The sequence below is a fragment of the Amycolatopsis sp. NPDC051061 genome (assembly GCF_040682935.1).
Taxonomy (GTDB): Bacteria; Actinomycetota; Actinomycetes; order Mycobacteriales; family Pseudonocardiaceae; genus Amycolatopsis.
Window position 1 is genome coordinate 199,837 of record NZ_JBFBBZ010000009.1, and the last position, 26,829, is coordinate 226,665.

Below are 26,829 nucleotides of genomic sequence, written 5' to 3' on the forward strand. Positions count from 1 at the left end.
CCATGACGTTCCTCCAGGGCGCCAAGCGCGTCGCCAACCGACCCCTCCAGACGCTGGACACCCTCGGTGACCAGATGTCGTTCTACGGCCGGGCGCTGCTGTGGACGCCGCGGACGCTGCGTCGCTACACCAAGGAAGTCCTCCGGCTGCTGGCCGAGGTGAGCTTCGGCTCCGGCTCGCTCGCGGTCATCGGCGGCACGGTCGGCGTGATGGTCGGCCTGACACTGTTCACCGGTGTCCTCGTCGGCCTCCAGGGCTACTCGGCGCTGAACTCGATCGGGACGTCGGCCTTCACCGGCTTCCTGACGGCGTTCTTCAACACGCGTGAGATCGCCCCGCTGGTCGCCGGCCTCGCCTTGAGCGCCACCGTCGGTGCCGGGTTCACCGCGCAGCTCGGCGCGATGCGGATCTCCGAGGAGATCGACGCGCTGGAAGTCATGGGCGTGCCGAGCCTGCCGTACCTGGTGACGACGCGGATCATCGCCGGGTTCGTCGCGGTCATCCCGCTCTACATCATCGGCTTGCTGAGCTCGTACCTCGCGTCACGACTGGTCGTCATCTACATCTACAACCAGTCGGCCGGCACTTACGACCACTACTTCGACCTGTTCTTACCACCGCAGGACGTGCTCTATTCGTTCATCAAGGTGCTGCTCTTCAGCGTCTTGATCATCCTGTCGCACTGCTACTTCGGGTACCGGGCGACCGGCGGCCCGGCCGGCGTCGGCGTCGCGGTCGGCAAGGCCGTGCGCCTGTCCATCGTCACGGTGTCGATCATGAACTTCTTCATCGGCTTCGCCATCTGGGGAACCGACGTCACGGTAAGGATCGCGGGATGAGGACGCTCCGACGCAGGCTGCTCGGCCTGGCGCTCATCGCCGTGATGGTCGGCGGGGTGGCGCTGTCGATCGCCATGTACGACAAGGCCTTCACGTCCGTGGTCACGGTCAAGCTGCAGGCCGACAAGATCGGCAACCAGCTGATCAAGCAGTCCGACGTCAAGGTGCGCGGGCTGATCGTCGGCTCGGTCCAGGACATCGTCGCCACCGACCACGGCGCCGAGCTGACCCTCGCGCTCGACCCGGAGTCGGTGAAGCTGATCCCGGAGAACGTCTCGGCGCGGTTCCTGCCGAAGACCCTCTTCGGCGAGCGGTTCGTCTCGCTGGAGATCCCGAAGGATCCGTCGGCCAAGACCCTCGCCAGCGGCGACGTCATCCCGCAGGACCGCACGTCCAGCGCGATCGAGCTGGACCAGGCCTTCGAGCACCTGATGCCGGTGCTGCAGGCGGTGCAGCCGCAGAAGCTGTCGGCGACGCTCACCGCGATCTCGACCGCGCTGCAGGGCCGCGGCGATCAGCTCGGCGACACGCTGACGCAGCTGGGCACCTACATCGGCGAGCTGAACCCGCACGAACCCGAGCTGCAGCACAACCTGAAGGCGCTCGCGGAGTTCTCGGACAACCTGAAGGACGCCGCGCCCGACCTGGTCCAGAGCCTCGACAACCTGAGCACGACGACCCGGACCGTGGTCGACGAGCAGCAGAACCTGTCGAACCTCTACGGCAGCCTGACCCAGGCCTCGGTGGACCTGCAGACGTTCCTGCAGAACAACAAGGAGAACATCATCTCCCTCGCCGACACCGCCCGGCCGACGGCCGAGCTGCTGGCGAAGTACGCGCCGGAGTACCCCTGCGTGATCTCCCAGATGGCCGACAACGTGCCGCTGATCGACCAGGCGCTCGGCAAGGGCACGAACCAGCCCGGCCTGCACGCGACGATCGAGATCATCGTGCCGCGCGCGCCGTACGAAGCGGGCAAGGAGGAGCCGCGGTTCGAGGACAAGCGGGGCCCGCGGTGCTACGACATGAAGGACATCCCGAAGCCGTTCCCGTCGGAGCCGCCGGACGGCGCGTTCCAGGACGGCACCAAGCACCAGGCCGCGCCGAAGACCGTGGGCGAGGGCCTCAACCCGGCCAAGTTCAAGCAGGACGCGGCCGGCGGCAACGGTAGCGGCGGTGACCTGGCCTACTCGCCCGCGGAGCAGGGCTTCCTCGCCGACCTCCTCGGCCCGCAGCTCGGCATGAACGCGGCCGACGTCCCGGGCTGGAGCTCGCTGCTCGTCGGACCGCTCTACCGCGGGGCGGAGGTGACGGTGAAGTGAGGGGCCTGCTCGCGCCGCTGATCAAGCTCTGCGTCTTCGTGGTCGTCACCGTGGTGCTCACGACGATCCTCGGGATCAGCATCGCCAACATCAACACCACCAGCACCAACGCCTACAAGGCGCGCTTCACCGACGCGACGCTCGTGCTGCCCAACGACGACGTCCGCATCGCCGGCGTCCGCGTCGGGCAGGTCAAGGACGTCAAGATCGTCGACAAGCGCCAGGCCGAAGTCGAGTTCGAGGTCGACGCCGGGCGCACGCTGCCGGCCGGGGTGACCGCGCAGATCAAGTTCCGCAACCTGGTCGGGCAGCGCTACGTCTCCCTCGGCGAGGGAGACGACAGCGCCGGGAAGACCCTGCAGCCCGGCGGCACCATCCCGCTGGACCGCACCACCCCGGCGCTGGACCTGACCGAGCTGTTCAACGGCTTCAAGCCGCTGTTCACCGCGCTCAACCCGGACGACGTCAACAAGCTGTCCTACGAGGTCATCCAGGTCCTGCAGGGCGAGGGCGGCACCGTGGAGAGCCTGCTGTCGCACACGGCGTCGCTGGCCACCACGATCGCCGACAAGGACCAGGTGATCGGCCAGGTCATCGACAACCTCAACTCGGTGCTCGACACGGTCAACGCGCACACGCCGCAGCTCAACGACCTGATCGTCAAGCTGCAGCAGCTGGTCTCCGGGCTGGCCGCGGACCGCAAGCCGATCGGCGACGCGATCGAGAGCCTGGGCAACCTGGCCGAGACGACGTCCGGCCTGCTGGGCGATGTCCGGGAGCCGCTGAAGAACGACATCAGCGCCCTCGGGAACCTCACGGACCAGCTCAACAAGAACGAGCCGGAGCTGGAGCACTTCATCCAGTTCCTGCCGACCAAGGTGAGCACGCTGACCCGCACCGCGGACTACGGCTCCTGGTTCAACTTCTACGCCTGCGAGTTCTCCGGGAGCGTCAGCTTGCCCCCCTTGATCAACGATGTGCCGATCCCGCTGATCCCGGTCAACCGGGAGAGGTGCTCGGGATGAAGTCCTTCCAGAAGCGCAACCCCGTCCCGATCGCGCTGGTCGGCATCGCCGTCCTGGCCCTGGGCTTCATCGCCGCGCTGAACTCCGACGACCTGCCGGTGATCGGCGGCGGCACGACCTACTCCGCCGAGTTCAGCGAGGCCTCCGGGCTGCAGGTCGACAACGACGTCCGGGTCGCCGGCGTCAAGGTCGGCAAGGTCAGCGACATCGAGCTCGACGGCGCGTCGGTCAAGGTGTCGTTCAAGGTCAAGGACGCCTGGCTCGGCGACCGGACCAGCGCCGCGATCAAGATCAAGACGCTGCTCGGCCAGAAGTACCTGTCGCTGGACCCGCAGGGCCAGGGCTCGCTGAGCCCGGCCGCCGCGATCCCGCGGGACCGGACGATGGCCCCCTACGACGTGCTCGACGCGTTCCGCGGGCTGTCGCAGACCGTGGACAACATCGACACCCAGCAGCTGGCGAAGAGCTTCGACACCATCTCGGGGACCTTCGCCAACACGCCGGAAGACGTGAAGGGCGCGCTGTCCGGGCTGTCGAAGCTGTCGGACACGATCGCTTCGCGTGACACGCAGCTGTCGAACCTGCTGGCCAACACCCGTGAGGTGTCCCAGACCCTGGTCGACCGCGACGCCGAGGTGCAGAAGCTGCTCACCGACGGCACCAAGCTGCTCGACGAGCTGTCCCAGCGCGAAGACGCGATCACGTCGCTGCTGAACGGCTCCCGCGAGCTGGCGACGCAGCTGCAGGGCCTGATCGACGACAACGGCAAGCAGCTCGACCCGGTGCTCACGTCGCTGGACCAGCTGACGTCGATGCTGCAGCGCAACCAGGACTCGCTGGCCCAGGGCATCGCGAAGTTCGCGCCGTTCATCCGCGTCTTCACCAACACCATCGGCAACGGCCGCTGGTTCGACAACTACATCTGCGGCCTGGTGCTGCCGTCGTTCGGCCCGATCAACGAAGAGGGGTGCTACACGAAATGAGTGACACCCGCTTCGGCATGGCCCTGACCCGGGGCTTCACCATCGCGATCGTCCTCGCGCTCGTCGTCGCCGGCGGGATCTGGTGGACGCTCAAGGACGCCGGCCGCAACCACCTGACCGCGTACTTCGCCGGCGCCGTCGGCCTGTACGAGGGCAACAGCGTGCGGATGCTCGGCGTCGACATGGGCACGGTCACCAAGATCCAGCCCATGGGCAACCAGGTGAAGGTCGAGTTCGAGTACGACCGCTCGGTCGCCGTCCCGGCCGACGCCAAGGCGCTCATCGTGGCGCCGTCGCTGGTGTCCGACCGCTACGTCCAGCTCGCCCCGGCCTACGTCGGCGGCCCGCGGATCTCCGACGGCGCGGTGATCGGCCTCGACCGCACCGAGGTGCCCCTCGAGGTCGACCAGCTCGCGTCCAGCCTGGCCCGGGTCAGCGAGACCCTCGGCCCGAACGGCGCCAACAAGGAAGGGTCGCTGTCGAACCTGCTGAACACCGCGGCGGCGAACGTCGACGGCAACGGCCAGGCCCTGCACGACACGATCACCAAGCTCGGCCAGGCGGCCGGCACGCTGGCCGGCAACAAGGACGACCTGTTCTCCACCGTGGAGAACCTCGGCAAGTTCTCGCAGACGCTGGCCGACAGCGACAAGCAGGTCCGCAGCTTCGACAGCCAGCTCGCCGACGTCAGCGGCTACCTGGCGTCCGAAAAGGACAACCTCGCCGCGACCGTGCAGCAGCTGGGGACGACGCTCACCGCGGTGCAGGCGTTCATCGACCAGAACCACGACCGGCTCAAGTCCAACGTGGACAAGCTGGCCGGCATCACCAAGGTGCTCGTCGACCAGCGCAGCTCGCTCGCCGAGATCCTCGACGTCGCGCCGGTCGGCCTGAGCAACCTGGTCAACACCTACAACGGCTCGTCCGGCACGCTCGATGCCCGGCCGAACCTCAACGAGCTGACCCAGCCGCCGCTGGTGATGATCTGCCGCCTGCTCAAGCAGGTCGGCACCAAGAGCATTCCGGACGTGCTCGGCAACGCCTGCGAGAGCATCGCCGGCGTGGTCGACAAGGTGATCCCGCTGCCGTCCGTGGCGCAGACCGTGCAGGCCCTGCAGGCCGGTCAGCTGCCGCCGCTGCCGCTGCCCATCGCCGGGCAGCTCTACGGAGGTGGCCAGTGAAGAAGCTGCTGACCGTCGGAGCGCTGGCCACCGTGTCCGCGCTGATGCTCTCGGGCTGCGCGTTCAACGGCATCTACGATCTGCCGCTGCCCGGTGGCGCCGACCTGGGCGACCACCCGTACACGGTGAACGTCGAGTTCCGGGACGTGCTCGACCTGACCCCGCAGGCCGGGGTGAAGGTCGACGAGGTGCCGGTCGGCCGGGTCGAGAACGTCGGGCTCACCAAGGACGGCTGGCACGCGCTGGTGACGCTGAAGGTCAACGGCGACATCAAGCTGCCGGCCAACGCGCTGGCCAACGTGAAGCAGTCGAGCCTGCTCGGCGAGAAGTACGTCGAGCTGGCCTCGCCCGGCGACGACCAGGCCCAGGGCAAGCTCGCCGACAACGCGACCATCCCGCTGGCCCGGACGAACCGCAGCGTCGAGGTCGAAGAGCTGCTCGGCGCGCTGTCGCTGCTGCTCAACGGCGGTGGGGTCGACCAGCTCAACACCATCACCAAGGAGCTCAACAACGCCACGTCCGGCCGCGAGCCGGACATCAAGGCGCTGCTGGACAACGCGAACCAGCTGGTCACGAACCTCGACCAGCAGTCGCGCAACATCACCCGGGCCATCGACGGGCTCAACCGGCTGTCCTCGACCCTGAACGGCCAGAAGGACAAGCTGGTCGGCGCGGTCGACAACCTCGGGCCCGGTCTTGGTGTGCTCGAACAGCAGCGCGGCCAGCTGGTCACGATGCTGCAGGCGCTGGACAACCTCTCCGGCGTCGCCACCGACACCGTGAACCGGTCGCAGAAGGACCTCGTCGCCGACCTGAAAGCGCTGACGCCGACGCTGCAGAAGCTCGGGGAGGCGGGCAACGACCTGCCGAAGGCCCTGCAGATCCTGCTGACGTTCCCGTTCAGCGACCAGGCCGTCAACGGCGTCAAGGGCGACTACTTCAACCTGTTCGCGAAGGTGGACCTGAACTTGAAGACCGTCGTCGAGAACCTGGGCAGCAGCCGCCAGAACATCCTGTCCGGGCAGCTGCCGCTGGCCGGGCTGACCGGCGGCACCGAAGGCGCGGCGGGCAACCCGCCGCTGCCGATCCCCGGGCAGAGCGGCCAGCCGCAGTCCGGGCAGTCGAAGCCGGGGCTCGGCAACCTCTTCGGGCTCCTGTCGGGAGGTGCGGGCTGATGCTGGTTCGCCGGACGAAGATCCAGTTGATCGCCTTCGCGATCATTTCGATCGTCGCGATCGTGTACGCGCTGATCCGGTTCGCCGGGCTCGGCACCGTGTTCGGCAACGACGGCTACACGGTGAAGCTGCAGCTCAACGAGTCGGGCGGCATCTTCACCAACGCCGAAGTCACCTACCGCGGCTACAACATCGGCCGGGTCGGGGAGATGCGGCTGACCCAGACGGGGCTCGAGGCCGACCTGAACATCGACCCGTCGGCGCCGCAGGTGCCGGCGGACCTCGACGCGGTCGTCGCCAACCGGTCGGCGGTCGGCGAGCAGTACGTCGACCTCAAGCCGAAGGCCGACAAGGGCCCGTACCTGGCGGGCGGCTCGGTCATCCCGGCGTCGAAGACGACCACCCCGGTCAGCACCGACCGGCTGATCGGCGACCTCGACACGCTGGCCGCCTCGGTCCCGGTCGACTCGCTGCGCACGGTCGTCGACGAGTCCTACGACGCCTTCCGCGGCACCGGCGGCGACCTGCAGAAGCTGCTCGACACCGCGCGCAGCTTCACCGCGACCGCGCAGGAGTACCTGCCGCAGACGATCCAGCTGCTCGACCAGGGCGGCAAGGTGCTGGACACGCAGAACGACGAGGCGGAGAACTTCGCGTCGTTCAGCAAGAGCCTCAACGAGCTCACCGGCACCCTGAAGAACTCCGACGGCGACCTGCGCAAGCTCATCGGCATCACGCCGCAGGTGGCGACGCAGATCAGCCAGGTGCTGCGGGAGTCCGGCCCGGGCCTCGGCGCGCTGACGGCGAACCTGCTCACCACGGCCAACCTGACCGTGACCCGGCTCGACGGCATCGAGCAGGGCCTGGTCACCTACCCGGCGCTGGCCGGCGCGGCGAGCAGCGTGGCGCCCGGCGACGGCACCGCGCACCTCGGCCTGGTGCTCAACCTCTTCAACCCGCCGGCGTGCACGAAGGGGTACCTGCCGTACTCGCAGTACCGCACCGGAGCCGAGACTTCGCCGAAGGCGGCGAAGGAGGACGCGTACTGTGCCGAACCGAAGGGCAGCCCGATCAACGTGCGGGGTGCGCAGAACGCGCCGTACGGCGGGGTGCCGGTCGCGCCGTCCTCGAGCGACGTGTCGGCCAACGCGAACCGGCCGGCCGAGGAGCTCGCGGAGGAGCGCGACACCCGCGGTGTCCCGGGCATCGTCGGCAGCCCCGGCGTCAGCCTGAACAGCCTGGGTTCGCTGCTCGGCCTCGCCTGACGTGGATTTGATGACCGCTACCTACCCTGGAGTGCTATGAGTTCGGACGAGCCGGCCGCCGTGGCGGTGGCGGAGGCCGAGGAGCCGGCCCCCGAGACGCCGTCGAAGGAACCGTCCTCGCGGATCCTGGTGCTCGGCGCCGCGGCGCTGGCCCTGGCCGCGCTGATCGCGGCGGCGATCTTCGGCGTCCAGTGGTGGGTGGCCGCGAACGACGACAACGCCGGCCTGGCGGCCTCGCGCGAGGCGGTGGTCAAGGCGGGCACCAACGCGCTGAAGGCCTACACCGAGGTCGACTACACGGACCTGGACGGCTTCTTCGCCCGGCAGAAGTCCGTGTCGGACGACAAGATGTCGCAGCAGATCGACCAGTCGGCGCCGACGTTCCGCAAGGCGCTCGCCGACGCCAAGACGAAGGTCACCACGGACGTCCAGGACATCGCCGTCGAGGAGCTGGACGACCACGAAGGCAAGGCCAGCTTCCTCGCCGCCATCGCCACGACCGTCACCCAGGGGGACAAGAGCAGCGCGAAGCCGCTGCGCCTCGAGGTGTCGATGACCCGCGTGGGCGACGACTGGAAGCTGTCCGGCATCGACAGCGTCCCGCTCGTCGCCGCGGGCCAGTAGCGTCACGCAGAAGGAGTCGTAGTGCCCCCCTCCCGCCGCCAGCCGCCTCGCAGCAGCACCCCGCCGCCGCGCCGGCCCCGCGTGGCCGGCCTGCGCAAGCCGTCGACCGACGAGTCGCCCGCCGAACGGACCGGCCAGCTCCCCGCGGTGCCGCCCGAAGGGGCGCGCAAGCCGCGGCCCCGGCCCGCGCCGCGTCCGGCGCCGAAGCCGGCCGCCAAGCCCGCGAAGTCGTTCGAAGGCGCGAGCGGGCAGCTCGACACCGCGCCGTCCGCCGAGGACACGGCGGTGTTCGCGGCGGTCGGCACCGAGGACGAGCCGAAGGTCGACGCCCTCTCCGGCGAGCCCGACGAGGAAGACGCTCCCGCGCGGCCGGCGCCGCGGCGGAAGAAGCGCGACACCGGGATCGCGAAGCCGACCGACGTCTCCGAGGTCCTCGTCGCCGACGAGGACGAGGAGCCGTCGAAGCCCGCGGGCCCGACGGTGCAGCGGCCGTACGTGGTCGCGGGCGCGCTGGTGCTCGTCGCGCTGATCCTGGGTGGCCTCGCGTTCTGGTTCAAGTCGGAGGAGGTCCAGGTCTCCTCGGCGACCAGCAACACGGCGCTGCTGGACGTCGCGAAGACGGCCCAGGTCAAGGACGCCGTGTCGAAGGCGGCCGAGGCGCTGTTCTCCTACGACTTCAACAACATCAAGAAGACCGAGGACGCGGCGAACGACCTGCTCGCCAACGACGACGTCAAGAACAAGTACAACTCGCTGATGGGCGAGGTGAAGCGCCTCGCGCCGACGCAGAAGATGGTCGTGACCTGCAAGGTCACCCGCGCGGCGGTGATCATGCTCAACGGCGACCTGGCGAAGGTGATGGTCTTCGTCGACCAGACCTCGACCCGCACGGACACGAAGAAGACGACCGCCGGCACCGCCCAGCTCCACCTGAACGCCCAGCTCCAGGGCGACAAGTGGAAGATCACGGACATGGACACGTACAACGCGCCCAAGGTCCCGGCGGCCACCCAGGCACCGGCGTCCTCCGCGCCGTCGGCGTCGCCCTCGCCGACGAAGTAGAGCCGTGTCCGGGCCTCCTCGGCCGCTCTGCGGCCCGAAGGACCACCCGGGCCCGGCGGTACACCGGAGGGTCGCTCCGGACGCGTGTGGGGGCGTCACGAGGCCCGGGACGCGTGCGACGCCTGGGGTCGCTGTGACACCCCCCGCACGGCGCCGGGCGGTTACCGGAAAGCGCCGCGACACGCCGTCGACGGCGGAACCGGTGCCGTCCGAAGTGGCCTGGAACACAGGCTGCGCCTCCGAGAAAATACCGAAAACCCCAGGTCTGACCCCTATTACTGGCGCTACCGGCCGGTAACTGGAACACTATACGGCCGCTCACGCTCCGCTGACCCTCTTCCACGCTGCGCCAACCGGCGGGACCCCCGTGTGGCATCTTGACTCTCGGGCCCGGTGGGTTCACGCTTACTCCCGAACGGCGAAACCGGCGGCCCTTGCGGGAGGGACAACCGGTTCGCCTGGAGGCATACCTGAAGACGTCGCGAGGCAGGCTGGGCCCCATCGGGAGCGCCCCCTGGACAGACCGCGCCGTTCGGGCTAGACTGCCTCTTTGCGCTGCCCTCTTTCAGGCTGCCCGGAGCCGGTAGTTAGGATAGTGGGCACACGGCACCCTTGACAGTCGCTCATAGCTGTTGCTATGGCGGCCGTCACCGCTCATTGTCCCCGGAAGGACGCATCTTGGCAGTCTCTCCCGCGAACCAGGCCACTGCTGCGACCACCTCGGCTGAATCTCGCTCGGAGTCCACGGGAATCCCCGGCGCGCCCAAGCGGGTTTCCTTCGCAAAGATTCGCGAACCGCTCAACACGCCCAACCTGCTCGACGTCCAGATCCAGTCGTTCCAGTGGTTCACCGGGGACGAAGCGTGGTTCGAACGCCGTGTCGAAGAAGGAGAAGAAAACCCGGTCGGCGGCCTCGAAGAGGTCCTGAACGAGATCTCCCCGATCGAGGACTTCTCCGGCTCGATGTCCCTGTCCTTCTCCGCCCCGCGCTTCGACGAGGTCAAGGCCTCGATCGAGGAGTGCAAGGACAAGGACATGACGTACGCCGCGCCGCTGTTCGTCACGGCCGAGTTCGTCAACAACAACACGGGCGAGATCAAGAGCCAGACGGTCTTCCTCGGCGACTTCCCGGTCATGACCGACAAGGGCACGTTCATCATCAACGGCACCGAGCGTGTCGTCGTGTCCCAGCTGGTCCGCTCGCCGGGCGTCTACTACTCGAGGGACGTCGACAAGACGACCGACAAGGACGTCTTCAGCGTCCGCGTGATCCCGAGCCGCGGCGCGTGGCTCGAGTTCGACGTCGACAAGCGCGACACCGTCGGCGTCCGCATCGACCGCAAGCGCCGCCAGCCGGTCACCGTGCTGCTGAAGGCCCTGGGCTGGACCACCGAGGCGATCCGCGAGCGCTTCTCCTTCTCGGAGACGCTGCTGGCGACCCTCGAGAAGGACCACACCGCCGGCACCGACGAGGCGCTGCTCGACATCTACCGCAAGCTGCGCCCGGGCGAGCCGCCCACGAAGGAGAGCGCGCAGACCCTGCTGGAGAACCTGTTCTTCAAGGCGAAGCGCTACGACCTGGCCAAGGTCGGCCGGTACAAGGTCAACAAGAAGCTGGGCCTCGAGTCGCCGTACGACGCCGGGACGCTGACCGAAGAGGACATCGTCACCACCATCGAGTACCTGGTCCGGCTGCACGCCGGCGAGGACAAGGTGGTCGCGGCGAACGGCACCGAGATCCCGGTCGAGACCGACGACATCGACCACTTCGGCAACCGGCGCCTGCGCACGGTCGGCGAGCTGATCCAGAACCAGATCCGGGTCGGCCTGTCGCGCACCGAGCGCGTCGTGCGTGAGCGCATGACCACGCAGGACGTCGAGGCGATCACCCCGCAGACCCTGATCAACATCCGCCCGATCGGCGCGGCGATCAAGGAGTTCTTCGGCACCTCGCAGCTGTCGCAGTTCATGGACCAGAACAACCCGCTGTCGGGCCTGACGCACAAGCGTCGTCTGTCGGCCCTCGGCCCGGGTGGTCTGTCCCGTGAGCGCGCCGGCATGGAGGTCCGGGACGTCCACCCGTCGCACTACGGCCGGATGTGCCCGATCGAGACGCCGGAAGGCCCGAACATCGGCCTGATCGGCTCGCTCTGCTCCTACGCGCGGGTCAACCCGTTCGGCTTCATCGAGACGCCGTACCGCAAGGTCGTCGAAGGCCGGGTCACCGACCAGGTCGACTACCTGACCGCGGACGAAGAGGACCGGTACGTCAAGGCCCAGGCCAACGCGCCGATCTCCGACGACGGCACCTTCGTCGAAGACCGGGTCATGGCCCGCCGCAAGGGCGGCGAGGTCGAGCTGATCGACCCGCTCGACATCGACTACATGGACGTCTCGCCGCGGCAGATGGTCTCGGTCGCGACGGCGATGATCCCGTTCCTCGAGCACGACGACGCGAACCGCGCCCTGATGGGTGCGAACATGCAGCGCCAGGCCGTGCCGCTGCTCCGCAACCAGGCGCCGTACGTCGGCACCGGGATGGAGCTGCGGGCCGCGGTCGACGCCGGTGACGTGCTCGTCGCCGAGCAGTCGGGTGTCGTCGAGGAGCTCTCGGCGGACCTGATCACGATCATGCACGACGACGGCACGCGGAAGAGCTACGGACTGTACAAGTTCCGCCGCTCCAACCACGGCACCTGCTTCAACCACCGCCCGATCGTGAACGAGGGCGACCGGGTCGAGCAGGGTCAGGTCATCGCCGACGGCCCGTCCACCGAGAACGGTGAGATGGCGCTCGGCAAGAACCTGCTCGTCGCGGTCATGCCGTGGGAGGGCCACAACTACGAGGACGCGATCATCCTCTCGGAGCGCCTGGTGCAGGACGACGTCTTGACGTCGATCCACATCGAGGAGCACGAGATCGACGCCCGCGACACGAAGCTGGGCGCCGAGGAGATCACCCGGGACATCCCGAACGTCTCCGAAGAGGTCCTGGCCGACCTCGACGAGCGCGGCATCATCCGGATCGGTGCCGAGGTCCGCGACGGCGACATCCTGGTCGGCAAGGTCACGCCGAAGGGCGAGACCGAGCTGACCCCGGAGGAGCGCCTGCTCCGCGCGATCTTCGGCGAGAAGGCCCGCGAAGTCCGCGACACCTCGCTGAAGGTGCCGCACGGCGAGACCGGCAAGGTCATCGGCATCCGCGTGTTCTCGCGCGAGGACGACGACGAGCTGCCCCCGGGCGTCAACGAGCTGGTCCGCGTCTACGTGGCCCAGAAGCGCAAGATCCAGCCGGGCGACAAGCTCGCCGGCCGCCACGGCAACAAGGGCGTCATCGGCAAGATCCTGCCGGTCGAGGACATGCCGTTCATGGAGGACGGCACCCCGGTCGACATCATCCTGAACACGCACGGTGTGCCGCGACGGATGAACATCGGCCAGATCCTCGAGCTGCACCTGGGCTGGCTGGCGTCGCAGGGCTGGACGATCGAAGGCAACCCGAGCTGGGCCAAGAACCTCAACGAGGAGCTCTACGACGTCGCGCCCGGCACGAACACCGCGACCCCGGTGTTCGACGGCGCGAAGGAAGAGGAGCTCACCGGGCTGCTCAGCGCGACCAAGCCGAACCGTGACGGCGAGCGCATGGTCAAGGAGAACGGCAAGGCCACGCTGCTCGACGGCCGTTCCGGCGAGCCGTACCCGTACCCGGTCGCGGTCGGCTACATGTACATCCTGAAGCTGCACCACCTGGTCGACGACAAGATCCACGCCCGCTCCACCGGTCCGTACTCGATGATCACGCAGCAGCCGCTGGGTGGTAAGGCGCAGTTCGGTGGCCAGCGCTTCGGTGAGATGGAGTGCTGGGCGATGCAGGCGTACGGCGCTGCCTACACGCTGCAGGAGCTGCTGACGATCAAGTCGGACGACGTGGTCGGCCGCGTCAAGGTGTACGAGGCCATCGTCAAGGGGGAGAACATCCCCGAGCCGGGCATCCCGGAGTCGTTCAAGGTGCTCCTCAAGGAGCTCCAGTCGCTGTGCCTCAACGTCGAGGTGCTCTCCAGCGACGGCGCGGCGATCGAGATGCGCGACTCCGACGACGAGGACCTTGAGCGCGCCGCGGCGAACCTCGGCATCAACCTGTCCCGCAACGAGTCGCCCTCGGTGGACGACGTCGTGCACTGATCGCGAGCTGAGCGAGGGGGACCGGCCTCCCGCAGGCCCCCCTCGCTCGCCCGCCACCCCCTCTCTAGCCGAAACAACCCCAAGGGGATCTAGACGTGCTGGACGTCAACTTTTTCGATGAGCTCCGCATTGGTCTCGCCACTGCTGACGACATCCGTCAGTGGTCCTACGGCGAGGTCAAGAAGCCGGAGACCATCAACTACCGGACGCTCAAGCCCGAGAAGGACGGCCTCTTCTGCGAGAAGATCTTCGGTCCGACCCGGGACTGGGAGTGCTACTGCGGCAAGTACAAGCGCGTCCGCTTCAAGGGCATCATCTGTGAGCGCTGCGGCGTCGAGGTGACTCGCGCCAAGGTGCGCCGCGAGCGGATGGGCCACATCGAGCTGGCCGCCCCGGTCACCCACATCTGGTACTTCAAGGGTGTTCCCTCGCGCCTCGGCTACCTGCTGGACCTGGCGCCGAAGGACCTCGAGAAGATCATCTACTTCGCTGCTTACGTCATCACGGGCGTGAACACGGAGCTGCGCCACAACGACCTGCCGACCCTCGAGAACGAGATCGGCGTCGAGCGCAAGAACCTCGAGACCAAGCGTGACTCGGACATCGAGATCCGGGCGCAGAAGCTGGAAGCCGACCTGGCCGAGCTGGAGGCCGAGGGCGCCAAGTCCGACGTCCGCCGCAAGGTCAAGGAGGGCGGCGAGCGTGAGATGCGCCAGCTGCGCGACCGCGCCGGCCGCGAGCTGGACCGCCTCGAAGAGGTCTGGACGACCTTCACGAAGCTGGACGTGCGTCAGCTGATCGCCGACGAGCTGCTCTACCGCGAGCTCGTCGACCGCTACGGCGAGTACTTCACCGGCGGCATGGGCGCGGAGGCCATCCAGAAGCTGGCCGCCGAGTTCGACGTCGCGGCCGAGGCCGACAACCTGCGCGACACCATCCGCAACGGCAAGGGGCAGAAGAAGCTCCGCGCGCTGAAGCGGCTCAAGGTCGTCGCGGCGTTCCAGGCCACCGGCAACGACCCGCGCGGCATGGTGCTCGACGCCGTCCCGGTCATCCCGCCGGACCTGCGCCCGATGGTGCAGCTCGACGGTGGCCGGTTCGCGACGTCGGACCTGAACGACCTGTACCGCCGCGTGATCAACCGCAACAACCGCCTCAAGCGGCTGATCGACCTCGGTGCGCCCGAGATCATCGTCAACAACGAGAAGCGGATGCTGCAGGAGGCCGTCGACGCGCTGTTCGACAACGGCCGCCGCGGGCGTCCGGTCACCGGCCCGGGCAACCGGCCGCTGAAGTCGCTGTCCGACCTCCTCAAGGGCAAGCAGGGCCGGTTCCGCCAGAACCTGCTCGGCAAGCGTGTCGACTACTCGGGCCGTTCGGTCATCATCGTCGGCCCGCAGCTGAAGCTGCACCAGTGCGGCCTGCCGAAGGACATGGCGCTCGAGCTGTTCAAGCCGTTCGTCATGAAGCGGCTGGTCGACCTGAACCACGCGCAGAACATCAAGTCCGCCAAGCGGATGGTGGAGCGCTCGCGGCCGCAGGTGTGGGACGTGCTCGAAGAGGTCATCACCGGCCACCCGGTGATGCTGAACCGCGCGCCGACGCTGCACCGCCTCGGCATCCAGGCCTTCGAGCCGCAGCTGGTCGAGGGCAAGGCCATCCAGCTGCACCCGCTGGTCTGCGAGGCGTTCAACGCGGACTTCGACGGTGACCAGATGGCGGTGCACCTGCCGCTGTCGGCCGAGGCGCAGGCCGAGGCCCGGATCCTGATGCTGTCGGCGAACAACATCCTGTCGCCGGCGTCGGGCCGTCCGCTCGCCATGCCGCGCCTGGACATGGTGACGGGCCTGTTCCACCTGACCCGCCTCACCGAGGACGCCGAGGGTGCGGGCAACGCGTACTCGTCGACGTCCGAGGCCATCATGGCCTTCGACCGCAAGGCGCTGAGCCTGCACGCCCCGGTCAAGATCCGCATCACCGACCGTCAGCCGGCGAAGGCCGACGAAGCGGCGCTCGCGGAGAAGGGCTGGGAGCCGGGCAAGATGTGGCTGGCCGAGACGACCCTGGGCCGCGTGCTGTTCAACGAGCTGCTGCCGGCGGACTACCCGTTCATCAACGAGCCGATGCCGAAGAAGCGTCAGGCCGCGATCGTGAACGACCTCGCCGAGCGGTACTCGATGACCCAGGTCGCGCAGACCCTGGACCGCCTGAAGGACGCCGGTTTCTACTGGGCGACCCGCTCGGGCGTCACCATCGCCATCTCGGACGTGCTCACCCCGGTGGGCAAGGCGGCCATCCTCGACGAGTACGAGGGCAAGGCCTCCCAGGTGGAGAAGCGCTACCAGCGTGGTCAGCTGTCGCACACCGAGCGCAACAACGAGCTCGTCAAGGTGTGGACGCAGGCCACCGAAGAGGTCCACAAGATCATGGAGACGGCGCTGCCGGACGACAACCCGATCGCCGTGATCGTGAAGTCGGGCGCGGCGGGCAACATGACGCAGGTCCGGTCGCTGGCCGGCATGCGTGGCCTGGTGTCGAACCCGAAGGGTGAGTACATCCCGCGTCCGATCAAGGCCAACTTCCGTGAAGGCCTGTCGGTGGCGGAGTACTTCATCGCGACGCACGGTGCCCGGAAGGGCCTGGCGGACACGGCGCTGCGGACCGCCGACTCGGGTTACCTGACCCGGCGTCTGGTGGACGTCTCGCAGGACGTCATCGTCCGCGAGACCGACTGCGGCACCACCCGCGGCATCATGATGCCGATCGGCGAGGACATCGGCGACGGCAAGGTGCTGCGCGACCAGCACGTCGAGACCTCCGTGTACGCGCGGAACCTCGCGACGGACGCGGTGGACGCCAAGGGCAACGTCGTGCTGAACGCGGGCGACGACATCGGCGACCCGGCCCTCGACAAGCTGCTCTCCAGCGGCATCTCGAAGGTCAAGGTCCGCTCGGTGCTGACCTGCGAGTCGGTCGTCGGTATCTGCGCGACCTGCTACGGCCGCTCGATGGCGACCGGTCTGCTCGTCGACGTCGGCGAGGCCGTGGGTATCGTCGCGGCCCAGTCGATCGGTGAGCCGGGTACGCAGCTGACGATGCGTACGTTCCACCAGGGTGGTGTCGCCGGTGACGACATCACGACCGGTCTGCCCCGGGTGCAGGAGCTCTTCGAAGCTCGTGTCCCGAAGGGCAAGGCGCCGATCGCCGACGTCGATGGCCGCGTGCGCATCGAGGAGAGCGAGCGGTTCTGGAAGATCACGCTGATCCCGGACGACGGCGGCGAAGAGATCGTCTTCGACAAGCTGTCCAAGCGTCAGCGGCTCGCGAACACCCCGAACGGCCCGCTGGGCGACGGCGACCACGTCAACGTCGGCCAGCAGCTGCTCGAGGGCACGCCGGACCCGCACGAGGTCCTGCGGGTCATGGGGCCGCGCGAGGCGCAGATGCACCTGACGGACGAGGTCCAGAAGGTGTACCGGGCGCAGGGTGTGTCGATCCACGACAAGCACATCGAGGTCATCGTCCGGCAGATGCTGCGCCGGGTGACGGTCATCGATTCGGGCGGCACGGACTTCCTGCCGGGCGAGCTGCCCGAGCGGACCAAGTTCGAGGCGACGAACCGGGCGTCGGTCGCCGAAGGCGGCGAGCCGGCTTCGGGTCGTCCGGTGCTGATGGGGATCACGAAGGCGTCGCTCACCACGGACTCGTGGCTGTCGGCGGCGTCGTTCCAGGAGACCACGCGCGTCCTGACCGACGCGGCCATCAACGGCCGCTCGGACCGGCTCGTGGGCCTCAAGGAGAACGTGATCATCGGTAAGCTGATCCCGGCCGGTACGGGCATCAACAAGTACCGCAACATCCAGGTGCAGCCGACGGAAGAGGCCCGGGTCGCGGCGTACGCGATCCCGTCCTACGACGACGGTTACTACACCCCGGACGTGTTCGGTACGGGCACCGGTGCCGCGGTTCCGCTGGACGACTACGACTTCGGCCGCGACTTCCGCTGACGAAGCCGAACCACGGGAAAGGCCCTCGCCGGGATTCCGGCGGGGGCCTTTCCCGTTTCCGAAGTGTCATCCAAATCGACGGCCCACCCGGCTAGATTGATCAGGTTCACGCGGTTCGGGGGCTTTGCGCGTATCCAACGGGTATTCAGGGGTGACTGTTCGTGAACAGATCCATCGTGCGAAGAGCGGCGGTCTACGCCGCCGCGCTCGCCACCGCGTCGGCGTTGACCGGCGTGTTCGCCGCGCCGGCCGGAGCGGAAGAGCCGACGTCGGCCGCACCGTCCACATCGGAGGAAGCGCCGAGCAGCTCCGCGCAGCCGGCCTCCGGCGCGCCGGAGAGCAAGCCGGCGGCGGCGCAGCCGCAGGACGATCCCGTCCCGCAGCCGGACCTCGCCGTGTCGTTCGACTTCAAGCCGTCGTACCCGACCAACGAGGACGTCCACTTCAGCATCAAGATCACGAACACCCGCAGCGTCCCGGTGGAAGGTCTGCAGATCACCCAGTTCTTCTTCAACCCGGATGATCTGGTGGTCCCGTTCCTCGACGGCTGGGGCCCGCTCAGCCAGAAGCCCGGGGTGACGTTGCAGCCGGGGCAGACCTTCGAGCGGGCCGTCGTCGGGCAGATCCAGGACATCAGCCAGGACCACGCGAAGGTCCGCGGCTTCGTGTTCGACAAGGACGGCCACGGCGTCGCGCCCAGCTTCGACGAGACGGTCCACCTCGCGACGAAGACCGGTCACGCGTCCGGTGTCGTGTACGGCGACCGGAACGGCGACGGCCGGCTCGACCGGGGTGAAGAGCTGAAGGGCACCACCGTCACCCTCCAGCACCGCAACCTCACTTACAAAGCCACGAGCGACGAGAGCGGCGCCCTCGACTTCGGCGAGGTCCCGGCGGGTGAGTACGTCATCGGCGGCGAGGTGATCGACGGCTGGCTGTTCCCCTTCGAGACCGTGCAGGTCGGCTCGGACACCAAACTGGTCGTCCGCGGCGCGCCGCCGCTGGACGGCGCACTCAAGGCGTCGATGGCTTTCACCCAGGACACCTACCAGACCGGCGACCTCGCGCACGTCACCGTGACGCTGGCCAACTCCGGCCCGATCCCGCTCACCGGCATCGTGGCCGAGTGCAACCAGGTCGGGAACGACTACATCCTCAGCGGCCGGGGTCCGGGGTGGGGTGACCTCGCCGCAGGCGGGGTGACGATCGCGCCCGGGCAGACTCGGACGGTCGACGTGTCCGAGACGGTGCCGCAAGCCGCCCTCAACCGCGGTTACGTCATGGCAGCCTGTGACTTCGGGTATCGCGGCGTCGACCTCGACAACCGCGTGCGGGCTTCCGACCAGGCGGCGGTTCCGGGCGCCAAGGCCACCGTCACCGGTGACGTCGCAGTCCGCGGCGAGAAGCACGGTGTCGCCGGGGTCAAGGTCGTGCTGGTGTCCGACCAGCACTGTCCGGTCACCGGGGAGCAGACGACCGACGTGAACGGGCACTTCGAGTTCCACGACGTCGTGCCCGGACCCGAGTACCGGCTTTTCTTCCTGCCGCCGAAGGGCTGGAAGATCAAGTACGACAACCCGACCTCGATCAACGTCTTCGGGCCGGCCGATCACCCCAACCAGGTGGTGATCGACGCCGAGCAGGGCGACGCGCCGCTGCCGACGGTCCCGGCCAACCCGGCGGACTGCACCGCCGCCGCCCCGACCTCGACCACCGGCGCGGCCGGCGGCACCGGCGGTGGTGAGAGCGGCAGTGGGCTCGCCAGCACCGGCGTCGACGCGCTCGGGCTCGGCGCGCTCGCGTTGATCGCCCTGGCGCTCGGCGGTGGCCTGGTGATCGGCGCCCGCCGGCGCCGGAACGCGGCCTGACGAAACGCGAAGCGCCCCTGAGTCCACTGTGGACTCAGGGGCGCTTTTCCGGTTCAGCGCAGGCTGCAGCGCGAAACCGGGAAGTCGAAGTACGTGTCCGGGAACGGTTCGCCGTCGAGCGTGTAGTGCCACCACTCCTCGGGCAGGTTGTGGAAGCTCGCCGCGATCATCGTGGTCCGCAGCAGGTCGCGGTTCTGCCGCGCGACGCCGGTGATCGCCGGGTTGTCGGTGTGGGCCAGCGGGTCGAAGCAGTCGTAGCCGGTGCCCATGTCGACCATGTTGTCCGGAAAGCGCTGGTTCCGCGGCGCGAAGCACGCCACGAGCGGCTCACCGGGGACGTACGGGCGCTGGAAGCGCGGCGGGAGCTTCACGACGGTGAGGTCCATGGTGCTGCCGCGGCTGTGCCCGGACTTCTCGGCGATGTAGCCGTCCTCGAACAGCCGGTCCTTGGCGACGTTCGGGTAGAACTCCGCCTTCATCTTCTCGTCGGCGAGGTCCTTCGCCCACCGCACGAAGTGGTCGACCGCGCGCTGCGGGCGGTAGCAGTCGTAGACCTTGAGCGTGTAGCCCTGCTGCCGCAGCTTCGCCTGCGCCTGCCGCAGGCCTTCGGCGGCCTGCCGGGTGAGGATGCAGGTGGGCTCGAGGTAGCCGTCGATGCGCCGGCCGACGAAGTTGTGCCGGGTGGCGTAGCGGATGTCCTGCAGGATGGACGGCGCGACATCGGAGAGCGCGACGAACTCGCGAGGAGCGGTCGGCGTCGCGGCCTGTGCGGTAGCGGGGACGGTGAGGGCGGCCAAGGCGGTGAGGGTCACGGCCAGCGCACGGAAGATCGGCATCCCTCTCGTCTATCAGCCGGGCACCGGACAATCAGCCGCCAACCGGTCAAGACCAGCCCTCCGACGTCGTCGCGCGCAGGAAGTCATCGGAGGGCGGCTGCACCGGCCGTCCCTCGAACTGCGTCGACAGCACCACCGACGACCGCAGCTCGCCGTGCTTGCCGAGCCGCTCCAGCAGTCCCTCGAAGTGCTCGAGCGAGGCCGCGCGGATCTTCAGCATCGTGCAGTGGTCGCCGGACAGGCGGTGGATCTCGACGACCTCCGGGTAGTCCTCGGACTTCGACGTCTTGAGCAGGCAGCTGCTCAGCGCGCAGCGCATCTCGACGAACGCCTGCAGCGGCTGGCCCGCGCGCCGCGAGTCGACCTGCGCCCGGTAGCCGGTGATCACCCCGGTCTCCTCCAGCCGACGCACCCGCTCGGCCACCGCCGGCGCCGAAAGGTTGATCCGCCGGCCCAGCTCCTTGAACGAGAGCCTCCCGTCGGTCTGCAGCAGGTCCAGCAGCCGCCAGTCGACGTCGTCCAGGGGCTTTTCCGAACGGAAGGTCATGGGGCTCATCTTCCTTCCGAATCGCGGCCGTGGCGACGCATTTGCCGTCGACCAGCCCTTCGAAAGAGCGTCGGAAGTTCCTAAAGTTGCCGGTCATGGGGACTTTGACGGTGACCGGCCGGGCTCGGTCGATGGGTGCGTTGTTCGCCGGCGTCGCGCTGCTCAACACGGCGACGGTCGGCCTGAGCACCGCGGCCACGCTGATCGTCGCCGCGGGCAGCGGGCCGGGGTGGAGCGGCCTGCCGAGCGTCGCGAACGTGCTCGGCACGGCCGCCGGCGCGCTCGGCGCGGGGCTGCTGCTGCCGGGGCACGGCCGCCGTCGCGTGCTGGCCGCCGGGTACGGCGTCGCCGCGGCCGGCGCGCTGATCGCGTTCGCCGGCGCGCTGACGACGTCACTGGTGCCGCTCCTGCTGGGCATCCTGCTGGTCGGCCTCGGCAACGGCGGCGCGCAGCTGTCGCGCTACCTGGCCGCGGACCTGTACCCGGAGGAACGCCGGGGCCGTGCGCTCTCGAACGTCGTGTGGGCCGGGACCGTCGGTGCGCTCGCCGGGCCGGCGCTGATGGCCCCGGCGGCGGACGTCGTCACCGGCTTCGGCTGGCCGTCGCTGTCCGGGCCGGTCGCGGTCGCGGTGCTGGCCACGGCGGGAGCGGCGCTGGCGGCCGCGTTCCTCCCGCGGCACGTCCCGCCCCCACGGGAAAAGGCGGCAGCCGCGCCGGTGCGCGCGACCGGCGTCGTCCGCCCGCTGATCGCGATGGTCGCCGCGCAGCTGACGATGGTCGCGGTCATGACGATGACGCCGGTGCAGCTGGAGAACCACGGGCACGGTCTCGACGTCGTCGGCTGGGTGCTGAGCGCGCACCTGTTCGGCATGTTCGCGCTGGCGCCGCTGTCCGGCCGGATCGCCGACCGCTGGGGCCCGCGCGTCACGATCAACGCGGGCCTCGGTGTCCTGGCGCTGTCGACGGCGACCGTGCTCGCGGCGCCGACCGCGCACACGTCCGGCCTGCCGGTCGCGTTGTTCCTGCTGGGGTACGGCTGGAACCTGGTGTTCGTCGGCGGCAGCGCGCAGCTGAGCCGCGACCTCCCGCCGGAGACGCGCAGCCGGGCGCAGGGCACGGTGGACGCGGTGGTCTGGTCGGCGTCCGCTTTGGCCGGTTTGGGGTCCGGACAGCTGTTTGCCGGCGGTGGGTACGCGCTCGTGGCGGTCGTCGGCGGCGTTTTGGCGCTGCTTCCGTTGGCCCTGCTGGTATCCCGTGACGGCCGGTAGCCGCGTCGTTGTCGGCAAATCTCTCGTCGCCGCTTCCGCGGTTCACTGGCGAAGATGGGCCGTGGCTGACTCTGTCCCCTTCACGGACAACTTTTCGGACCTCTCCAACACGCAGGGGTACCAGTTCGAGTTCCGGTGCGAACGCTGCGGCAACGGTTTCCGTTCCGCGTTCCAGCGCGACAACATGGAAACCGGGCGAAGCGTGCTTCGCACTGTCGGGTCGTTCTTCGGCGGGACGCTGCGAGACCTGAGCAACTCGGCCGACCAGTGGCGCTACGACCGCGCGACGAACTCGCCCGCCAAGGACCGCGCGCTGGCCGCGGCGGTCGAGGAGATCACGCCGAGCTTCCGCCAGTGCCGCGGCTGCGGCGACTGGATGTGCCACGACCAGTGCTGGAACGAGGAGATCGGCCAGTGCCTGCGCTGCTCGCCGAGCGTCCCCGAGGAGATCTCGCGCGCTCAGGCGTCCGCGCAGCGCGACCAGATCTGGGACAAGGCCCGCGAGAAGGACTGGACGTCCGACCTGGACCTCGACACCCGGGCGAAGGTCACCTGCCCGGGCTGCGGCCTGAAGGCCGAGGGTGGCAAGTTCTGCTCGTCGTGCGGGACTTCGCTGGCGCTGAAGGTCCGCTGCGGCGGCTGCGGGAGCGAGGGCAACAAGCCCGGCGCGCTGTTCTGCTCGGACTGCGGCAGCAAACTCTGACCGAAGTTTCCCGGCATTTTATAACGAATTCGTAACTCGCAGCCCCGGCGTTCAGGTGCCGGGGCTGCTCCATTGTGACCAACCGTGACGCCGCCGGTTGGGTCAGGTCGTTCACTCACCCATTCGGCGCTGCGGACGGCGTCAACTCGGCCCACGTCGTGGGAGATTCACCCGATTGGGTCGAGTCTCATTCTTTGATCACGGCTGGACGCTTTGCCCGCTTGGCGCGAATATCCCGTTCGGGTCCGCTGACGTCAGCTTTCCGTTGTGTCCCAACGGTTTCCGTCCGTGCGAAGAACAGGGGGAACCATGCGATCAACTCCGTTGCGCCCGGGCCGGTGGCGAAAGGTGGTGACCGGCGCCGCGGCGCTCGCCCTCGCGGCCGGCGCGGTCACCTACACCGGTTCGTCCACCGGCGCGTACGCCGACGTCCAGACCGTCACCGACGCGAAGACCGCGTCCGACGGCAAGCAGTACTGGGTGCAGAACCACCTGGTGACGAAGGACTTGTCGGCGCAGTCGCGGTCGGCGTCCGGCACGCCGAAGAAGTGGCTGCTCGTCTGGGCCGGTGACGAGAACATCGCCGACACGCTCGTGAAGGACGTCAAGAACCTGCCCGGCACCCTCGGCGGGGGCCTCAACAAGCTCAAGAACGCCTTGCCCGGCCCGGACTTCCTCGCCGTGATCGACGCGACGCAGGGTTCGCCGACCTACGGCAAGGTCGTCAACACCGCCACCGTCGGCCCGCTGGTCGAGAACGAGCCGCACCACATGCAGTACGTGTGGCACCAGGGCGACACCGTCTACGCCGGCGCGCTGTTCGCCGCCGCGACGTACGCCTTCGACGTCAGCGCGCTGCCGCAGCTGAAGCTCAAGGGCGTCAGCCTGCCGACCAACACACTCGGCGGCAGCGTCCCGGACGCCTACTGGGTTCTGAAGGACGGCACCGCGTACGGCACGTACATGGGCGGCCCGGTCGTGCCGGGCCCGCACTCCTACGCCGACGGCTCCACCCAGATCGGCAACGGCTTCGCGGGCAGCCCCGGTGAAGTCGTCCACTTCGGGAAGAACGCCGAGGTGCTGTCGGAGTCCCCGGCGGCGACGCCGCAGGGCGACAACCAGAAGCTGTGCGACAACCTGCCGCAGCTGGGCAAGCCGACCTGCGCCAACCCGCACGGCATCCAGGCCCGCGAGGACTTGAACACGCTCGTCACGAGCGACTACGCCGAGCCGCGCAACATCATCCTCGACCCGGTGAAGCAGCCGTCGCCGTACCTGCGCCGGCCGACCGTGCGGACCTGGGACATCTCCGACCGCAACCACCCGAAGCTGAAGTCGGTGTCGTACCTGCAGGACGGCCCGCGCGCCGATCCCGCCGACCCGCTGCACGCCGAGAGCCGCGCGGTCATGGAGACCACCGTGACGAACCTGCCCGGTCACAAGGGCGCGTTCGCCCAGACCATGCAGGGCGGGGCGGTGTTCTACACGCCGGACATCACCGCGGCCGAGCCGCACTGGATCGAGGTGTTCGACGACGGCGCCGCGAACAAGTCCATCTACGCCACCAACGATTCCAACGGCGCCAGCTCCAACGGCGGCTGGATCCAGACCAGCCCCGACGACAAGTACCTCTACCGCGCGATCGTCGGGCGGCAGAAGGGCACCCTCTCGGCCGACGACCCCGGCACCACCGGCGGCGTCTACGTCCTCGACATCCGGAAGCTGGTCAACGCCGGCGACCGGATCGAGGACATCGAAGGCCGGGTCGACACCAAGGCGAAGGCGCAGCAGGGCGGGGGCGGCGACCTGCCGACCGTCGTCGGCGCGGCCCCGATCAACCCCGGCACGCCGGGCGCGGGCCCGCACTGGGGCGCCTACGACAACTGGGCGCTCGGCAGCGACGGCTTCTACCGCGAAACGACGTCGCCGCAGCACCTCGCGGTGTCGAACTACTTCGTCGCGCGGTCCGGTCTGGACGGTGACCACAAGGTCAACCTGCTGAACCTCGGCCCGGACGGGAAGGTCGCGGTCGACCAGGACTTCCGGGACGAGTTCACCGGGCAGGTCGGCATCAACTTCAACCGCAAGTCGTGGCCGCACGGGGACTTCGGCAACGCCAAGCCGCACTCCGAGCTGTTCGTGGTCGCGGACGCGGACATCAAGTAGCCGCCAGCGGGCGGGGCCGCTCGCGACCCCGCCCGCTCTCCCGGAAGGTCCCTGATGGAGCACTCCCACGACACGCCGACCGGTTCGTCCACAGTGGACGTGCTGGCGCTCACGCTGCGGCTGGCGTTGCTGCTTGCGACGGCGTTCCTCGCCGGCGGTGGCCTGCTGCGCCCGCTCATCGGGGAGCTGCCACGCCGGGCGAAACTCATCCTGTACGTCCTCGGCGGGCTTTCGGCGCTGCTCGCCGTGGTGTCCGAGTTCGCGGTCGACATCAACGTGATCGCGCTGGCGATCCACGTTGTGCTCGCGGTGGCCGTGCCGATCCTCCTGCGGTGGCCGCGGGCCGTCCGCTGGGCGTCGGTCGCGCTGCTGGCCCTGGTCGTGCTGGAGACGTCGCTCGGCGGCACCGGCGTCGAGTTCGCGATCGACACGGTGTTCGTCGCCGGTGCGGCCGTGTGGTTCGGCTTCACGCTGCTCGGGCCGGTGACGACGCCGGCTCTCCGTCCCGGGCCCCTGGCCAGCACTCTCGGCGGCCTGCTGGTCCTGGCCGGCGCGGTGCGGTTCGGCTTGTCCGGTCTCGGCTTCGACCGGCGGCTCTACACGACGCTCTTCGGGCTCGCCGTGCTCGCCGTCGTGGTCCTGCCGGTTGTCGTGAGCGTCCTCGCCGGGCTGGTCAAAGACCGCGCCTACCGGTTCGGTGCCGCCGCCGTCGCGCTCGGGTTCCTCGCCTGGGCCGCACTGGGCGCGATCCCCGCGCCGCCGCCGCTGCCCGGCGTGCCGCTGCTGGCCGACGCGCCGGGATTTCCGGTGCTGCTCAGCCCGCAACGGCCGGGGCACAACGTCGTCCACTTTCCGCCGAGCGCGGGGGACGACCTGTCCACCGGCGTCCGCGGCGGCCTGGTCACGAAGGCCGTCGCGCGGCCCGGCGCCGAGGGCACGTGGGCCGACGTCGACCTGCCGCCCGGCCGCAGTGACCTGGAGATCCGCCGCGGCGACACCACGACGGTCGTCGAAGTCGACGCGGGCAGCGCGCCCGGCCCGGCGATCACGGAGGCCGACGCGCCGGAATGCGCGTCGGCGGCTCTCGGCGGCCTGGTCGCCGGCCGCGCCGACGTGCTGACGTCGTGCCCGTCCGACGCGTTGACGCCGGAAGACGGCGGGGCGCTGGTCAAGCTCGTCGAGTTCCTCGCCGGGCGGAAGCCGTCCGCGCTCACGCTGGTCGAGGACGACTCCCCGCGCGGGGTCGCGGCGGCGAAGCTGGTGCGTCAGACGGCGTCGCGCACCGGACTGGCCGTGCGGCCGGACGCCGGGCCCGACACCGCGCTCGTCGTCGTCTCCGGCTGGGCCGCCGGGTACCCGGCGATGACGCGGGCCGCCGAGCTGCAGCGCCTCGAACCCACGCACCAGTACGGGCTCTACCTGGCGCCGTGGCTGCTGAACGGGCCGATCGTCAACGCGGTCGCGAGCGCGTCGCTGCCGCTGCGGTTCGACCCGCGGGAAGCGACCGCGGTCGGGTACGCCGTCGCGGTCGGCGACCGCTTCGGCGGCGAAAGCCCGACGCTCGGCGGCTTCCGCGACTGGCTGGGCGCCGACCGGCCGGCGGCGGACGTCCAGATCTTCGCCGCCGCCCAGGTCAACGCCATGCCGATGTACCCCACCGAACCCCACGCCACGGGAATGGTGATGGACCGCGACTACGCGGGCCAGTGGGTCCCGGACGGAACCATCGTGCCGATCACGTCGGTTCTCCGCTGAAAAACCCTTGGTACGAAAGGA

18 protein-coding genes are annotated in these 26,829 nt (G+C 69.1%); 16 read left to right on the forward strand and 2 right to left on the reverse strand.

The window, feature by feature from the left end:
- The first annotated feature begins 2 nt into the window (after positions 1 to 2).
- From AB0N03_RS15040 to AB0N03_RS15095, 12 genes are all read left to right on the forward strand, one after another.
- Complete coding sequence (locus tag AB0N03_RS15040) at positions 3 to 839, forward strand: ABC transporter permease (RefSeq protein ID WP_003060266.1); 837 nt, start codon at positions 3 to 5, stop codon at positions 837 to 839.
- Entirely contained in the window at positions 836 to 2,161 is a 1,326-nt protein-coding gene (locus AB0N03_RS15045; protein ID WP_364370879.1) for an MCE family protein, read from the forward strand. The genes AB0N03_RS15040 and AB0N03_RS15045 overlap by 4 nt, the downstream gene beginning before the upstream one ends.
- Positions 2,158 to 3,186, forward strand: coding sequence for an MCE family protein (locus AB0N03_RS15050; protein WP_364370881.1), 1,029 nt, complete (start codon positions 2,158 to 2,160; stop codon positions 3,184 to 3,186). The genes AB0N03_RS15045 and AB0N03_RS15050 overlap by 4 nt, the downstream gene beginning before the upstream one ends.
- Positions 3,183 to 4,169, forward strand: coding sequence for an MCE family protein (locus AB0N03_RS15055; RefSeq protein WP_364370883.1), 987 nt, complete (start codon positions 3,183 to 3,185; stop codon positions 4,167 to 4,169). Before AB0N03_RS15050 ends, AB0N03_RS15055 begins: the two co-directional genes overlap by 4 nt.
- Positions 4,166 to 5,350 carry an MCE family protein gene (locus tag AB0N03_RS15060; protein WP_364370885.1) on the forward strand — a complete coding sequence of 395 codons (1,185 nt, stop codon included), beginning with the start codon at positions 4,166 to 4,168 and terminating at the stop codon, positions 5,348 to 5,350. The genes AB0N03_RS15055 and AB0N03_RS15060 overlap by 4 nt, the downstream gene beginning before the upstream one ends.
- On the forward strand, positions 5,347 to 6,525 hold the full coding sequence (locus AB0N03_RS15065) for an MCE family protein (RefSeq protein ID WP_364370887.1): 1,179 nt from the start codon (positions 5,347 to 5,349) through the stop codon (positions 6,523 to 6,525). The genes AB0N03_RS15060 and AB0N03_RS15065 overlap by 4 nt, the downstream gene beginning before the upstream one ends.
- Complete coding sequence (locus AB0N03_RS15070; RefSeq protein WP_364370889.1) at positions 6,525 to 7,790, forward strand: MlaD family protein; 1,266 nt, start codon at positions 6,525 to 6,527, stop codon at positions 7,788 to 7,790. Before AB0N03_RS15065 ends, AB0N03_RS15070 begins: the two co-directional genes overlap by 1 nt.
- Before the next feature lie 36 nt (positions 7,791 to 7,826).
- A complete protein-coding gene (locus AB0N03_RS15075; RefSeq protein ID WP_364370891.1) occupies positions 7,827 to 8,414 on the forward strand; it encodes a hypothetical protein in 588 nt (195 codons plus the stop codon).
- An 81-nt stretch (positions 8,415 to 8,495) separates the two neighbouring features.
- Positions 8,496 to 9,476: a hypothetical protein gene (locus AB0N03_RS15080; protein WP_364371005.1), complete on the forward strand. Its 981-nt coding sequence runs from the start codon at positions 8,496 to 8,498 to the stop codon at positions 9,474 to 9,476.
- A gap of 678 nt (positions 9,477 to 10,154) precedes the next feature.
- Complete coding sequence (locus tag AB0N03_RS15085; RefSeq protein ID WP_364370893.1) at positions 10,155 to 13,658, forward strand: DNA-directed RNA polymerase subunit beta; 3,504 nt, start codon at positions 10,155 to 10,157, stop codon at positions 13,656 to 13,658.
- 95 nt (positions 13,659 to 13,753) lie between these two features.
- On the forward strand, positions 13,754 to 17,665 hold the full coding sequence (locus tag AB0N03_RS15090) for a DNA-directed RNA polymerase subunit beta' (RefSeq protein WP_364370895.1): 3,912 nt from the start codon (positions 13,754 to 13,756) through the stop codon (positions 17,663 to 17,665).
- 161 nt (positions 17,666 to 17,826) lie between these two features.
- On the forward strand, positions 17,827 to 19,533 hold the full coding sequence (locus tag AB0N03_RS15095) for a hypothetical protein (RefSeq protein WP_364370897.1): 1,707 nt from the start codon (positions 17,827 to 17,829) through the stop codon (positions 19,531 to 19,533).
- A 53-nt stretch (positions 19,534 to 19,586) separates the two neighbouring features.
- Here AB0N03_RS15095 and AB0N03_RS15100 read toward each other — a convergent pair whose 3' ends face one another.
- Both AB0N03_RS15100 and AB0N03_RS15105 read right to left on the reverse strand, forming a co-directional pair.
- A complete protein-coding gene (locus tag AB0N03_RS15100) occupies positions 19,587 to 20,369 on the reverse strand; it encodes a M15 family metallopeptidase (protein WP_364370899.1) in 783 nt (260 codons plus the stop codon).
- Between the two features lie 46 nt (positions 20,370 to 20,415).
- A complete protein-coding gene (locus AB0N03_RS15105; protein ID WP_364370901.1) occupies positions 20,416 to 20,916 on the reverse strand; it encodes an Lrp/AsnC family transcriptional regulator in 501 nt (166 codons plus the stop codon).
- A 95-nt stretch (positions 20,917 to 21,011) separates the two neighbouring features.
- Between AB0N03_RS15105 and AB0N03_RS15110 the strand changes: the two genes are divergently transcribed.
- From AB0N03_RS15110 to AB0N03_RS15125, 4 genes are all read left to right on the forward strand, one after another.
- Positions 21,012 to 22,184 (forward strand): MFS transporter, encoded by a 1,173-nt coding sequence (locus AB0N03_RS15110; RefSeq protein WP_364370903.1) that lies wholly within the window; start codon positions 21,012 to 21,014, stop codon positions 22,182 to 22,184.
- 61 nt (positions 22,185 to 22,245) lie between these two features.
- Complete coding sequence (locus AB0N03_RS15115; RefSeq protein WP_364370905.1) at positions 22,246 to 22,887, forward strand: zinc ribbon domain-containing protein; 642 nt, start codon at positions 22,246 to 22,248, stop codon at positions 22,885 to 22,887.
- Positions 22,888 to 23,196: 309 nt separating this feature from the next.
- A complete protein-coding gene (locus AB0N03_RS15120) occupies positions 23,197 to 25,053 on the forward strand; it encodes a hypothetical protein (RefSeq protein WP_364370907.1) in 1,857 nt (618 codons plus the stop codon).
- Between the two features lie 54 nt (positions 25,054 to 25,107).
- Positions 25,108 to 26,808 carry a hypothetical protein gene (locus tag AB0N03_RS15125; protein ID WP_364370909.1) on the forward strand — a complete coding sequence of 567 codons (1,701 nt, stop codon included), beginning with the start codon at positions 25,108 to 25,110 and terminating at the stop codon, positions 26,806 to 26,808.
- Positions 26,809 to 26,829 lie beyond the last annotated feature (21 nt).

What these genes read in the sequence shown, in the direction of transcription:
- AB0N03_RS15045 (WP_364370879.1), top strand. Translation starts at nt 836, where the DNA reads ATGAGGACGCTCCGACGCAGGCTGCTCGGCCTGGCGCTCATCGCCGTG.
- AB0N03_RS15060 (WP_364370885.1), top strand. Translation starts at nt 4,166, where the DNA reads ATGAGTGACACCCGCTTCGGCATGGCCCTGACCCGGGGCTTCACCATC.
- AB0N03_RS15120 (WP_364370907.1), top strand. Translation starts at nt 23,197, where the DNA reads ATGCGATCAACTCCGTTGCGCCCGGGCCGGTGGCGAAAGGTGGTGACC.
- AB0N03_RS15040 (WP_003060266.1), top strand. Translation starts at nt 3, where the DNA reads ATGACGTTCCTCCAGGGCGCCAAGCGCGTCGCCAACCGACCCCTCCAG.
- AB0N03_RS15105 (WP_364370901.1), bottom strand. Translation starts at nt 20,916, where the DNA reads ATGACCTTCCGTTCGGAAAAGCCCCTGGACGACGTCGACTGGCGGCTG.
- AB0N03_RS15070 (WP_364370889.1), top strand. Translation starts at nt 6,525, where the DNA reads ATGCTGGTTCGCCGGACGAAGATCCAGTTGATCGCCTTCGCGATCATT.
- AB0N03_RS15075 (WP_364370891.1), top strand. Translation starts at nt 7,827, where the DNA reads ATGAGTTCGGACGAGCCGGCCGCCGTGGCGGTGGCGGAGGCCGAGGAG.
- AB0N03_RS15100 (WP_364370899.1), bottom strand. Translation starts at nt 20,369, where the DNA reads ATGCCGATCTTCCGTGCGCTGGCCGTGACCCTCACCGCCTTGGCCGCC.
- AB0N03_RS15125 (WP_364370909.1), top strand. Translation starts at nt 25,108, where the DNA reads ATGGAGCACTCCCACGACACGCCGACCGGTTCGTCCACAGTGGACGTG.
- AB0N03_RS15055 (WP_364370883.1), top strand. Translation starts at nt 3,183, where the DNA reads ATGAAGTCCTTCCAGAAGCGCAACCCCGTCCCGATCGCGCTGGTCGGC.
- AB0N03_RS15110 (WP_364370903.1), top strand. Translation starts at nt 21,012, where the DNA reads ATGGGGACTTTGACGGTGACCGGCCGGGCTCGGTCGATGGGTGCGTTG.